Raw genomic sequence first — 11,421 nt, 5'->3', positions numbered from 1 at the left:
GCCGACCGTCCGGGCGCCCCCAAGATCGGAAAGGCCGCTCGTAGCGGCAGACGAGTCGGGCTGTACGCCGGGTTCTGTGCCCCGGTCCCTCGCGGGAGCCGGGGTGACGGCCATCCATCTAGGGCCGGTGTTGCCACCGGCCTCGTGCGGTCTACCCGGGGGCTCGGGCGGGCAGCCCTCGAACGTCCCCGCAGAGCGCCTTTTACCGCGCTCCTCTTGACCTTGCTCCGGGTGGGGTTTACCTAGCTGCCCAGGTCGCCCTGGGCACTGGTGGTCTCTTACACCACCGTTTCACCCTTACCGGGGACCGAGGTCCCCGGCGGTCTGCTTTCTGTGGCACTGTCCCGCGAGTCGCCTCGGGTGGCCGTTAGCCACCACCCTGCCCTGTGGAGCCCGGACGTTCCTCGGGAAGCCCCCCGTCAAGGGGACTCCACGCGGCCGTCCGCCCGGCTCGTCTGCCGTGTGGACCATGTTACCGGGCGGGACGGCCTCTTCGGTGCCGAGGCCATCGTCGCCAGCACCGAGCCTGTGAGGATCAGCGCGAAGGAGACGGCGATCGTGGGGGTGAAGCTCTCGCCCAGGAAGAGGGCGCCCGCCGCCACCGCCACCGCCGGGTTGACGTACGTGATCACCGTGGAGCGGGTCGGGCCTATCTCCTTGATGAGCTCCAGGAACGCCACGAAGGCCACCGCCGTGCAGAGGACGCCCAGGGCGAGGAGGGAGAGCAAAGCGTTCGTGGAGGGCATCGCGGTCGGCCAGGTGGCCGCGGCCGCCGGGGCGTAGACCAGGGTCGCCAGGGTCAGGCACGGTGCTATCAGCTGCAGCGTCGGGACGTCCTTCAGGCGGCGGGCCGCTATCAGGGGTGCCGTCGCGTAGCCGATCACCGTCAACAGGACTTCTCCCAGCGAGCGGGCGTCGCCGCCGGTCAGGTGGGGGATGGTGAGGACCGCCACGCCGGCCAGGCCGATCAGGAGGCCGGCGATCCGGCGTCCGCCCAGGTGTTCGCGCTCGCCGCCGAAGTAGCGCGCCGCCACCACGCCGACGATCGGTACGCCCGCTATCAGCAGGCCCGCCGTGGAGCTGGAGAGGTGGCGTTCGGCGTCCGTGAGGGTGAACCAGGGGCCCATGATCTCTATGCACGCGAAGGCCAGCATCGGGCGCCAATGGGTGCGGAGGGTCAGGAACAGGCCGCCCTGGCGGATCGCCAGGGGGAGGAGGAGCAGTGCGCCCACGGCACATCGCGCGAACACCACCGTCGACGGGGACACCTCGTCCACCGCCACCTTGATCATCAGATAGGGGATGCCCCAGATCACTCCCATGAGGGAGAACAGGAACCAGCCGCGTGCAGTCATACGGAGAGCTTGGCCGTCAGTACCGTCCGGCGTCTTGAACGCTGTTGCGGTACGCCGCCGGGGTCACCCCCAGCACCCGCCGGAACCAGCGGGTCAGGTGGGCCTGGTCGGCGAAGCCCACCAGGGTCGCCGCCTCCGCCGGGCGCAGGCCCGAATCCAGGAGGGCGCGGGCCCGGGTCACCCGGTACTGGGCCAGCCAGGCGTACGGCGGGACGCCCATCGTCGTTCGGAAGGCCCGCAGGAGCTGGTAGCGGGAGAGGCCCAGGTCGGCCGCCAGGTCGGCGAGCGACGGCGGGCAGGTCAGCTCGTCGGCCAGGCGGTCCCGGACCAGCAGGGAGATGCCGTGCGCTCCGGGGACCCGGTCGGTCACCGGCCGTGCCGTGGAGTGGCGGCGGGAGAGGGCCGTCAGCAGCCAGGGGAGACGGGATTCGGCTTCCAGGGGGTCGGGGCAGGCGGCCAGTTCGGTGTGGGTCCGGCGGAAGGCCGCGGCCAGCTCGGGGTCGTCGAGGACGGGGTCCCTGAAGTGCGGCACGGCGTCCAGGGTCCCGTCCGCCAGCAGGGCCGGGTCCGCGTACAGGGCGCGGTAGGCGTAGCCGTCGGTCGGGGTGGCCGGGCCGCCCGTGTGCATCTCGCCGGGGGCCAGGACGACGATCGAACCGGGGCCGGTGCTGATGTGACCGCCCCGGTAGTCGATGACCTCGGAGCCGCCGACGCACACCCCGATGGTGAACTCGGCGTGCGCGTGCGGGGCGTAGGTGTGCCGTTCGAAATTCGCCGTCAGCAGGTCGAGCGCCGGGCCGCACCGGCCCAGCCTCGCCCTCGTCCACCGTGCCTGTTCAGCCACGTTCGCACCCCCTCGCGCTAAGGGTGCAACGCCCGCACTCCCCGTTTCCATGCCGCGTCCAGGTCGGCGTCCTCCGGAAAGCGGCCGTGGATCTCCAGGACCACCATGCCGTGGGCGAACGCCCAGGTGGCGCGGGCCAGGTCCCGGTCGCCGCCGCAGGCCCGCAGGAGCGGGAGGGCGGCCCGGTCCTCCAGGCCGTCCGGCAGCAGGGTGCGTGGCAGGGGGCGTTCCGTGGCCAGGCAGTAGAGGTGAGGGTGGGCCAGGGCGTAGGCGCGGTACGCCTCGGCCAGGGCCTCCAGGGAGCCGGGGTGCCGGGACGCGGCCGCCTCCAGTGCCGCCGCCGACTCCTCCAGCATCTGCGCGGTCAGTTCGACCTCCACGGCGTGCTTGTCGGGGAAGTGCTTGTAGAGCGACGGCGCCTTGATGCCGAGGCGGTCGGCGATCGTGCGCATGGTGAGGACGGCGGGTCCGGACTCCTCCAGCAGCTCCCGGGCCGCCACCACGATCTCCCGCGCCCTCGGCGTCAGCCGGTCGGCCGCGCCGGTCGCGTCGGCCGCGTCAGAACCGCCGGTCGCGGCGGCCGCCTCAAAACGGTCGGTCGCGTCAGTCACGCTGGAAGCCCTCCTTGGTCCGCAATCCGTACCCGAAGGCGCGATCGTACGAGATGTGGGCCAGCCAGCCGCAGAGCGCCGCGAACGCCGGGGGCCAGGAGAAGACGGGCTGCACCGCGTACGCCGTCAGCAGCCCGAGCGGCACCAGCGCCCGGTGCATCGCGTTGTAGTACGGCACCGCGCGGGGCGGCAGCTGGCCCTTGGCCATCGTGGGCGCCTCGTCGAGGGCGACCAGGAACGTGAGGTCCGGGAGGATCAGGAAGAGCAGGGCCAGGGTGCCGGCGAGCCAGCCGTGGTTCACGCCCTCCAGGATCGCGAACGCCGTCCAGAACAGGGCAGCGGCCAGCCAGGCGGTGCGGCGGGCCACCGCGGTGGCGGTGCGGAGGGAGGGGGTGACGTTCGTGGTGCTGGTCATGGCTGCCTCCAGGGGGCAATGCAAACTAGCTAACGTCGTTAGCCACGATCGACGGTAAGGCTAACCGCGTTAGCCGTCAAGTCCGCCGATCTCGGCACCCTCCGCGGTCATCCCACCATCCGCTCCAGCGCGTCGAACGCCGCCGCCATCCGCTCCCGGTGGTCCTCGACGATCTCCGCGAACGGGTCGCCCGCCAGCTGACGGCTCACCGAGGTGACGCACACCGAGCGGTACGCGGCCACCGTCACCGCCGCCACCAGCTCCGGGTCGGCGAGCCCGGCCTCGGCGAGCGCTCCGGCCAGTGCCCGTTCCACCTCCTCGACCGCCTCACGGGCCCGGGCCCGCAGCGCCGGCGAGTCGGCGACGACCGGCCAGAATCCCCCGAAGTTCTCCCCCACCCCGCCCAGCGGATGCCGCGCGTCGATGAACCGGAAGGCCAGGCGGCGCAGCGCCGCGAGCGGGGCCTCGCCGGGCGCGCGGTCCCGCACCGCACCGGCGAAGGCCGCGACGGCCTCCGGGATGCGGTCGAGGAACAGGTCCTCCTTGCGCGGGAAGTAGTTGAACACGGTCATCGCCGACACCCCGGCCGCCCGCGCGACCTCCGCGACCGTCACGCGGTCGAAGCCGTGCTCCCGGAACATCACCGTCGCGACGTTCGAGATGCGCTGCCGCGTCTCCCGCTTCTTGCGCTCCCGCAGGGACTCCCTCGGGCCGACCGGCCTGTTTTCATCGATCACGAGAAAACTATAGCGGCTCGAAAGTTTTAGTGACTACAGTTAAAGCATGAGCGAAAGCATGGCGACTACAGACGGCAAGAACGACAAGAACGGCGTGGACTACGACGTGGTGGTGGCCGGCGGCGGGCCCGTCGGGCTCTTCCTCGCCGGCGAGCTGCGGCTCGGCGGGGCGAAGGTGCTGGTCGTGGAGCGGCTGGCCGAGGTGGACGAGACCATCAAGGCGGGCGGCATCAACACGGCCGGCGCGGTGAGCCTCTACCGGCGCGGGCTGCTGCCCGAGCTCGCGGCGGCCTGGGAGCGGAACCGATGGCGGATGCGGGCCTTCCTCGGGGACCAGGACCGGGAGCGGAAGCAGGGAGCCGGCGCGGCCGACGCGCCCCGGACTCCCCCGAAGTTCGCCGGGCACTTCGCCGGGATCATGATGCGCGGCGAGCTGTTCGACGACTCCGACCCGGCGTTCGCCGACATCGGCCCCGCCGACGGCGTCGGCCTCGGCGTGCCGCAGGTGGAGTTGGAGCGGATCCTGGGCGCCCGCGCCGAAGGGCTCGGCGTCGAGGTCCGCCGGGGCGTGGCGCTGACCGGCTTCGACGCCGGCGACGAGGGAGTCGTCGTACACCTCGGGAGCGGCGGAGACGTCCGCGCCGGCTGGCTCGTCGGCTGCGACGGCGGGCGGAGCACCGTCCGCAAGCTCGCCGGGATCGACTTCCCCGGCACCGAGCCGGAGATCACCGGCTATCAGGCGGTCGTCGAGATGAGCGGGGGCGAGCGGCTCGGGGTCGGCTGGAACACCACCGACGTGGGCACGTACGTCAACGGGCCCTTTCCCGGCCGGATCCTCACCGTCGAGTTCGACGGGCCGCCCGCCGACCGCTCCGCTCCCGTCACCGCGGGGGAGTTGCAAGCCGCCCTGCGCCGGGTGTCAGGCGTGGCCGACGTGACCATCCACGAGGTGCACTCCTCGACCCGGTTCACCGACAACGCCCGGCAGGCGAGCGCCTACCGCAAGTGCCGGGTGCTGCTCGCGGGGGACGCGGCGCACGTGCACTCGCCGTTCGGCGGGCAGGGGCTCAACCTCGGGCTCGGCGACGCCATGAACCTCGGCTGGAAGCTGGCCGCCGTGGTGCGCGGGACGGCCCCCGACTCGCTCCTCGACAGCTACACCGCCGAACGGCACCCGATCGGCGCCTGGGTGCTGGACTGGACCCGCGCCCAGATCGCCGTGATGCGCCCGGACCGGCACGCCCGCGCGCTGCGCCGGGTGGTCACCGACCTCGCGCTGACGACGACCGGGACGACGTACCTCGTCCAGCAGATCTCCGGCGTCTGGCAGCACTACGACCTGCCCGGCGAGCACCAGCTCACCGGACGGAGCGCCCCGGACCTGGAACTCTCCGACGGCACCCGGCTCGGCGACCACCTGCACCACGGCCGCGCCCTGCTCCTCGACCTCGCCGACGACCCGAAGCTGCGCGCCCGCGCGGAGGGGTACGGCGACCGGGTGGACGTCGTCACCGCGGGCTGCCCGGGACGGCCGGAGCTGACCGGTCTCCTGGTACGGCCCGACGGGTTCGTGGCCTGGGCCGCGGACGGGGACGACCGGGGAGACGACCTCGACGACGCCCTGACCCGCTGGTTCGTCGCCGCGTGAGCCCGCGGGAGCCCGCAGCCCGGCGGGAGCCCACAGCCACGCGGGAGCCCGCAGCCACGCGGGAGCCCACAGCCCCGCGGGAGCCCGCAGCCCGGCGGCTTGACCCTGCCGCGACGTCAACGTCTCTACTGGTCCCATGCGGATCGGAGAACTCGCCGCCGCCGTCGGCGTCACCACGCGCGCGGTGCGGCACTACCACCACCAGGGCCTGCTGCCCGAGCCCGAGCGGCTCTCCAACGGGTACCGCGACTACACGCTCCGGCACGCCGTCGTCCTCGCCCGCATCCGGCGGCTGACGGAGCTCGGGCTCGGGCTCGCCGAGGTGCGGGACGTGCTCGCGGACGACGCCGGCAAGGACCTCGTGGAGGTGCTCACCGAGCTCGACGCGGACCTCGCCCGGCAGGAGGCGGAGATCCGTGGGCGGCGGCAGCGGCTGCGGGCCCTGCTGGACGCGGGCGAGCTGCCCGCCGAGGGGCCCGTCTCGCCCGAACTGGCCGCCCTGTTCGCCGAGACGGCCCCGCGGTTCGCGGGCTCCCCGATGGCCGCCAGGGACCGTGAGGTGTTCGCCCTGCTGGACACGGTGGCCGACCCGGCGGCCCGGAAGCGGCTGATGTCCCTGGCCGCCGCCGTCGCCGGGTCGCCGCGGGCCACGGCCCGCGCGAACGAGGCCTACGCGCTGCTCGACGCGCTCGCCGACGCGGACCCCGGCGACCCGCGGGTGGCCGAGGCCGCCCGGGTCCTGGCAGCGGCCATCCCCCGGGACGTGGTCCCCGCCGGAGCCGTCGACCACGAGGACGGCTTCCTGCGCGCCCTGTACGCCGACCTCGCCCCGGCCCAGGCCGCGGCGATCCGGCGGGCGCTGGACATCGTCAGCGGACAACGGCCGTGAGGGCGGCGTACGCCGTGCTCCGGCACGAGGCGCGGCTGCTGGCGAGCCTGGTGCTGTGGGCCGCACGGCGGACCAGCGGGGCGGGGGTGCGCTTCGGGTACGCCCGGGGGCAGGGCGCCATGACGGCCGGGCTCGCGTTCGTCTGCGTGGTCGAGACCATCGGCATGTCCGTCCTGCTGCGTGGCTGGCCGGCCGTGCACCTCGTCGTCCTCGTCCTGGACGTGTACACGGTCCTCTTCGTCGTCGGCCTGCACGCAGCCGCCGTCGTCCACCCGCACCTGCTGACCCCGGACGCGCTGCACGTCCGCGGCGGTGTGCGGCTCGACCTGCGCATCCCGCTGGACGCGATCACGGCCGTACGGCGCGAGACGCGCTACCGGCACGAGAAGAGGGCCGGCGAGCTCGACGTGCCCATCGGCTCGCAGACCTCGGTGACCCTCGAACTGGCCGGGCCCGTCGCCCACTTCGGCCTGCTGGGCGGCCGGCAGGAGGTGCGCGTCGTCCGGTTCCACGCCGACGACGCCACCGGCCTCGTACGACAGCTCACCTCGGCACGGCAGCTCACGCGGGCGCGAACCGTACCTTCGTCGTCCCCGGGTCGGCCTCCGTCAGCCGCACCGGCAGCCGCTCGCCCAGCGGGAGAGGACCGGCGGCCTCGATCCGGCCTATGACGGCGGGCTGCTGCAACAACACCTTGCCCACGGTCGGCCGGCGCGCCTCGACCTCCACCACGCACCCGTCGAAGACCTCCCCGACCCGGTCCTTGAGCAGGGCCGCCTCCACGATGTCGACGCACTCCCGCTCCACCGTGCCCGAGCGCCGCGCGCCTTCGGCCATCTGCTTGGGGAGCGTGTCCAGCGCCATCAGCACCCAGTCCGGCGGTTCCTCGCCGGCGGCCGCCGCCAGGCACAGCTCCGAGGCGTAGCGGTCGGCCAGGCGGCGCAGTGGCGCGGTGCAGTGGGCGTAGGGGGCGGCGACGGCCGCGTGGGTGGTGTTCGAGGGGAGGACACCGTCCCGGAAGACGGTGTAACCGGCGCCGCGCAGCAGCGTCGTGCACTCCTGGAGGAAGGCCGCGTGGCGGGGGCGGCGCGGGTTCAGGGAGCGGATCAGCTCGGCGTACGAGACGTGGTGCGGCCACTCGATCCGCAGTGCGTGCGCGGTGCGGCGCAGGCGGGCCACCGCGCCGTCAGGGGCGGTCGGGAGGGTGCGCAGGACGCCGGTGCCGTAACCGAGCATCAGATCGGCCGCGGCCATGCCGGTGAGCAGGGAGATCTGGGCGTTCCAGGCGTCGGCGGGCAGCGGGGCGCGGTAGGTCAGCTCGTAGGTGTGGTCGTACTCGACGATCTCCTGTTCCGGCACGTTGAGGGAGATGCCGCCGCGCGCCACCTCCAGGCGTTCGCGGGCCTCGCCGATCTCCCTGAGCAGGGCGACGGGCTCCTCCGCGGTCCCCTCGTCGATCCGCTTCTGCACGCCCGCGTAGTCGAGCTTGGCCCGGCTGCGGACGAGGGCCCGGCGGACGTCGGCGGTCACGGTCCGGCCCTCCCCGTCCAGGTCGACGGTCCAGAGCACGGCCGGGGTGGGCCGGCCGGGCAGCAGGCTGGCCGCCCCCTCGCTGAGCACGGGCGGGTGCAGGGGGACCTTCTCGTCCGGGAAGTAGAGCGTGTTGACGCGGTGGTGCGCCTCGGAGTCCAGAGCGCCGCCGGGTACGACGAAGGCGGCGACGTCGGCGATGGCGTACCGGACGCGGTAGCCGCCGTCGTGCCGGGAGAGGTGCATCGCCTGGTCCAGGTCGTTCGCGGTGGGCGGGTCGACCGTGAAGAAGGGGATGTCCGTCGCGTCGTGGCCGGGTACGGCCGGGAACCTGGCGGTGCTCTCGGCCTCCGCGAGGACCTCGGACCGGAAGGTCTCGGGGACGCCGAGGTCGGCCCGGAGCGCGGCGAGCGCGGCCCGGAGGGGAGCCTCTGGGGCACCCTTGACGCGGATGTGGCGGCTGGGCATAGGACGAGCGTAGTCACATCGCACCGCTCCGGCGCTTTACGCTGGCGCGAAGCGTTGATGACGAACGCCGATGAACGTCGTTGGTGAAGAGGAGTACCCGTGCTGGTCCTGCTGCCGCCCTCGGAAGGCAAGGCGTCCTCGGGGCGTGGGGCTCCGCTGAAGCCGGAGTCGCTGTCCCTGCCGGGGCTCGCGGCCGCGCGCGAGGCGGTGCTCGGCGAGCTGGTCGACCTGTGCGCCGGGGACGAGGAGAAGGCCCGCGAGGTGCTCGGGCTGAGCGAGGGGCTGCGCGGCGAGGTCGCGAAGAACGCGGCGCTGCGGACCGCGGGCACCCGGCCGGCCGGGGAGATCTACACCGGGGTGCTGTACGACGCCCTCGGCCTGGCCTCCCTGGACGCGGCCGCGAAGCGGCGGGCCGCGCGGTCGCTGCTGGTCTTCTCGGGGCTGTGGGGCGCGGTCCGGGTGACGGACCGGATCCCGTCGTACCGCTGCTCGATGGGGGTGAAGCTGCCGGGGCTCGGCGCGCTGGGCACACACTGGCGGGGGCCGATGGCCGAGGTGCTGCCGGAGGCGGCCGGGACGGGGCTGGTGCTGGACCTGCGGTCGGCGGCGTACGCGGCCGCGTGGAAGCCGAAGGGCGAGGTGGCCGGGCGGACGGCGACCGTGCGGGTGCTGCACGCGCCGACGCGGAAGGTGGTCAGCCACTTCAACAAGGCGACGAAGGGGCGGATGGTACGGAGCCTGCTGGCCGCCGGGATCGCGCCGGCCGGTCCGGCCGAGCTGGTGGAGGCGTTGCGGGAGCTGGGGTACGAGGTGGAGGCGGAGGCGCCCGTGAAGGCGGGGCAGGCTTGGGCGCTGGACGTGCTGGTGACCGAGGTGCACTGAGTCACCCGTGCGCGTTGTTGCAGCATGTGCAATGTCCTTTGCGCGCTCTGCATCGCCTGGGCAGGATGTTCGTCATGCCCACCTCCGTGCTGGATCTCGCGCCCGTCGTGCCCGTCGTCGTGATCGAGGACGCCGCCGCTGCCGTGCCGCTGGCGCGGGCACTGGTGAAGGGCGGGCTGCCCGTCATCGAGGTGACGCTGCGGACGCCGGCCGCGCTCGACGCGATCCGGGCCGTCGCCGCCGCGATGCCGGAGGCGGTGATCGGTGCGGGGACCGTGCTGACGCCGGAGCAGGTGACGGAGTGCGTGGCCGCCGGCGCGCGGTTCCTGGTCAGTCCCGGGTGGACGGACGGGCTGCTGACGGCGATGGCCGCGTCCGGGGTGCCGTACCTGCCGGGGGTGTCGACCGCCACGGAGGTGGTGGCGCTGCTCGAACGCGGGGTGCAGGAGATGAAGTTCTTCCCGGCGCAGGCCGCGGGCGGCACGGCCTACCTCAGGTCGCTCGCCGGTCCGCTGCCGCAGGCCCGCTTCTGCCCCACCGGCGGGATCGGCCCGGCCAACGCCCCGGAGTACCTCGCCCTGCCCAACGTCGGCTGCGTCGGCGGCACCTGGATGGTCCCGGCGGACGCGGTCGCCACCGGGGACTGGGACCGGGTCCGGGAACTGGCCCGGACCGCGGCGGGGCTCAGGGCCTGATCCGGGTCCTGGCTCAGGGACGCAGGTGGGACGTGTCGTTGAAGAGCCGTACGCTCGCGTTGCCGTCCGCGTAGTACGCCACCGCCGACAGCGAGGCCGCCGACAGTTCCATCCGGAACAGCGACTGGAGCGGGGCGCCGAGGGCGAGTTGCACGAACGTCTTGATCGGCGTGACGTGCGTGACGAGCAGGACCGTGCGGCCCGCGTAGGCCGCGATCAGCTTGTCGCGGGTGGCCGCGATGCGCGCCGCCGTCTCGGCGAAGCTCTCGCCGCCGCCGGTGGGGTGCGCCGACGGGTCGGCGAGCCAGGTGGTCAGGTCGTCGGGGTAGCGCTCGCGGACCTCGCCGAAGGTGAGGCCCTCCCAGGCGCCGAAGTCCGTCTCCTTGATCCCCTCCTCGATCGTGACGTCGAGGCCGAGGCGCTCGGCGACGGCCGCGGCAGTCTGCCGGGTGCGGGTGAGGGGGGAGGCGAGGATCGTCTCGATGGTGCCGCGGCGGGCGAGGGCGTCGGCGGCGCGCTGCGCCTGCTCCAGGCCGACGGGAGACAGTTCCGGGTCGGTGCCGCCGCTGCCGGAGAAGCGTTTCTGGGGGGTGAGGGGGGTTTCGCCGTGGCGGAGCAGGACGAAGGTGGCCGGGGCGCCGAGGTCGGGGGTGGAGCTCCAGCCGGGGGTCGCTACGTGGCTCGCGGCGCGGGTGTCGGCGGTGGTCTTGTCGGCCGTCGTCACAGTGCCGGCCGGTGGGGGCTGGTCGCGCAGTTCCCCGCGCCCCTTACGGGGCGCTGCCAGTGCCGCACGTGCCTTCGCGGCGCCCGCCACCGCATTCCCGGTCACGCCCGGCCGCTCAGCCCCGGGCCCCTTTCGGGGCGCTGCACTCGCCGCGGCTCGAACGTCGAGCTCCGCCGTGGACGCTGCAGCCGACCACTGCTCGCCCCGCTTCCCCGCGTCCATCGCCTCGTTCGCCAAGCGGTCGGCGTGTTTGTTCTCGGCTCTCGGGATCCACTCGTACGTGACCTGGCCCGGCGGGAAGACCCGGGCCGCCTCCGCCGCCAGGGGCTTCATGTCGGGGTGCTTGATCTTCCAGCGGCCGGACATCTGCTCGATGACCAGCTTGGAGTCCATGCGGACGTGGACGGTCGCGGCGGGGTCGAGGTCCCGGGCCGCGCGCAGGCCCGCCAGCAGGCCGCGGTACTCGGCGACGTTGTTGGTGACGACGCCGAGGTACTCGGCCGCCTCCGCGAGCGTCTCGCCGGTCGCCGCGTCGACGACCACCGCGCCGTAACCGGCCGGCCCCGGGTTGCCCCGGGAGCCGCCGTCCGCCTCGACGATGAACTCCCTTGCCACGTACGCCC

The 11,421-nt window shown here is 73.7% G+C and carries 11 protein-coding genes, 1 other RNA gene and 1 pseudogene; 5 read left to right on the top strand and 8 right to left on the bottom strand.

What is annotated here, in order from left to right; genetic code table 11:
• Window positions 1-47 precede the first annotated feature (47 nt).
• The 6 genes and pseudogenes from rnpB to ACFY0K_RS07485 all read right to left on the bottom strand — a co-directional run bounded on the left by rnpB (window position 48) and on the right by ACFY0K_RS07485 (window position 3,959).
• Window positions 48-454, bottom strand: an RNA gene (gene rnpB, locus ACFY0K_RS07510) — RNase P RNA component class A.
• A gap of 115 nt (window positions 455-569) precedes the next feature.
• Window positions 570-1,292, bottom strand: a pseudogene (locus tag ACFY0K_RS07505) (DMT family transporter); the annotation flags it as partial.
• Between the two features lie 79 nt (window positions 1,293-1,371).
• Window positions 1,372-2,250: an AraC family transcriptional regulator gene (locus ACFY0K_RS07500; protein ID WP_390639044.1), complete on the bottom strand. Its 879-nt coding sequence runs from the start codon at window positions 2,248-2,250 to the stop codon at window positions 1,372-1,374.
• The gene (locus ACFY0K_RS07495; protein ID WP_390639458.1) at window positions 2,217-2,726 is read right to left on the bottom strand and encodes a TetR/AcrR family transcriptional regulator; all 510 of its coding nucleotides are present in this window, start codon (window positions 2,724-2,726) and stop codon (window positions 2,217-2,219) included. Before ACFY0K_RS07495 ends, ACFY0K_RS07500 begins: the two co-directional genes overlap by 34 nt.
• Before the next feature lie 76 nt (window positions 2,727-2,802).
• Window positions 2,803-3,225 carry a DUF4260 family protein gene (locus ACFY0K_RS07490; RefSeq protein ID WP_390639043.1) on the bottom strand — a complete coding sequence of 141 codons (423 nt, stop codon included), beginning with the start codon at window positions 3,223-3,225 and terminating at the stop codon, window positions 2,803-2,805.
• Between the two features lie 107 nt (window positions 3,226-3,332).
• Complete coding sequence (locus tag ACFY0K_RS07485; RefSeq protein WP_390639457.1) at window positions 3,333-3,959, bottom strand: TetR/AcrR family transcriptional regulator; 627 nt, start codon at window positions 3,957-3,959, stop codon at window positions 3,333-3,335.
• A gap of 49 nt (window positions 3,960-4,008) precedes the next feature.
• Here ACFY0K_RS07485 and ACFY0K_RS07480 point away from each other — a divergent pair, with 49 nt between their 5' ends.
• From ACFY0K_RS07480 to ACFY0K_RS07470, 3 genes are all read left to right on the top strand, one after another.
• A complete protein-coding gene (locus tag ACFY0K_RS07480; protein ID WP_390639042.1) occupies window positions 4,009-5,610 on the top strand; it encodes an FAD-dependent monooxygenase in 1,602 nt (533 codons plus the stop codon).
• Window positions 5,611-5,746: 136 nt separating this feature from the next.
• A complete protein-coding gene (locus ACFY0K_RS07475) occupies window positions 5,747-6,499 on the top strand; it encodes a MerR family transcriptional regulator (protein ID WP_390639041.1) in 753 nt (250 codons plus the stop codon).
• Window positions 6,496-7,170: a hypothetical protein gene (locus ACFY0K_RS07470; protein WP_390639040.1), complete on the top strand. Its 675-nt coding sequence runs from the start codon at window positions 6,496-6,498 to the stop codon at window positions 7,168-7,170. The genes ACFY0K_RS07475 and ACFY0K_RS07470 overlap by 4 nt, the downstream gene beginning before the upstream one ends.
• Here ACFY0K_RS07470 and ACFY0K_RS07465 read toward each other — a convergent pair.
• Window positions 7,061-8,497 (bottom strand): RNB domain-containing ribonuclease, encoded by a 1,437-nt coding sequence (locus tag ACFY0K_RS07465; RefSeq protein WP_390639039.1) that lies wholly within the window; start codon window positions 8,495-8,497, stop codon window positions 7,061-7,063. The genes ACFY0K_RS07470 and ACFY0K_RS07465 overlap by 110 nt on opposite strands.
• 99 nt (window positions 8,498-8,596) lie before the next feature.
• On the opposite strand from ACFY0K_RS07465, the gene yaaA reads away from it, so the two are divergent.
• Both yaaA and eda read left to right on the top strand, forming a co-directional pair.
• Window positions 8,597-9,379, top strand: a complete 783-nt coding sequence (gene yaaA, locus ACFY0K_RS07460; RefSeq protein ID WP_351954717.1) for a peroxide stress protein YaaA — start codon at window positions 8,597-8,599, stop codon at window positions 9,377-9,379.
• A 74-nt stretch (window positions 9,380-9,453) separates the two neighbouring features.
• Entirely contained in the window at window positions 9,454-10,074 is a 621-nt protein-coding gene (gene eda / locus ACFY0K_RS07455) for a bifunctional 4-hydroxy-2-oxoglutarate aldolase/2-dehydro-3-deoxy-phosphogluconate aldolase (RefSeq protein ID WP_390639038.1), read from the top strand.
• A gap of 13 nt (window positions 10,075-10,087) precedes the next feature.
• Here the strand turns inward: eda and ACFY0K_RS07450 are convergent, their stop codons facing one another.
• Window positions 10,088-11,413 (bottom strand): bifunctional RNase H/acid phosphatase, encoded by a 1,326-nt coding sequence (locus ACFY0K_RS07450; protein ID WP_390639037.1) that lies wholly within the window; start codon window positions 11,411-11,413, stop codon window positions 10,088-10,090.
• Window positions 11,414-11,421 lie beyond the last annotated feature (8 nt).

It is taken from the genome of Streptomyces sp. NPDC001507 (assembly GCF_042894765.1).
GTDB lineage: Bacteria > Actinomycetota > Actinomycetes > Streptomycetales > Streptomycetaceae > Streptomyces.
This window is presented reverse-complemented; position numbering and strand designations above follow the sequence as displayed.

Excerpts from the sequence above, each read along its gene's own strand:
- ACFY0K_RS07500 (WP_390639044.1), bottom strand. The coding sequence starts at position 2,250 with ATGGAAACGGGGAGTGCGGGCGTTGCACCCTTAGCGCGAGGGGGTGCG.
- ACFY0K_RS07490 (WP_390639043.1), bottom strand. The coding sequence starts at position 3,225 with ATGACCAGCACCACGAACGTCACCCCCTCCCTCCGCACCGCCACCGCG.
- ACFY0K_RS07480 (WP_390639042.1), top strand. The coding sequence starts at position 4,009 with ATGAGCGAAAGCATGGCGACTACAGACGGCAAGAACGACAAGAACGGC.
- ACFY0K_RS07475 (WP_390639041.1), top strand. The coding sequence starts at position 5,747 with ATGCGGATCGGAGAACTCGCCGCCGCCGTCGGCGTCACCACGCGCGCG.
- ACFY0K_RS07465 (WP_390639039.1), bottom strand. The coding sequence starts at position 8,497 with ATGCCCAGCCGCCACATCCGCGTCAAGGGTGCCCCAGAGGCTCCCCTC.
- eda (WP_390639038.1), top strand. The coding sequence starts at position 9,454 with ATGCCCACCTCCGTGCTGGATCTCGCGCCCGTCGTGCCCGTCGTCGTG.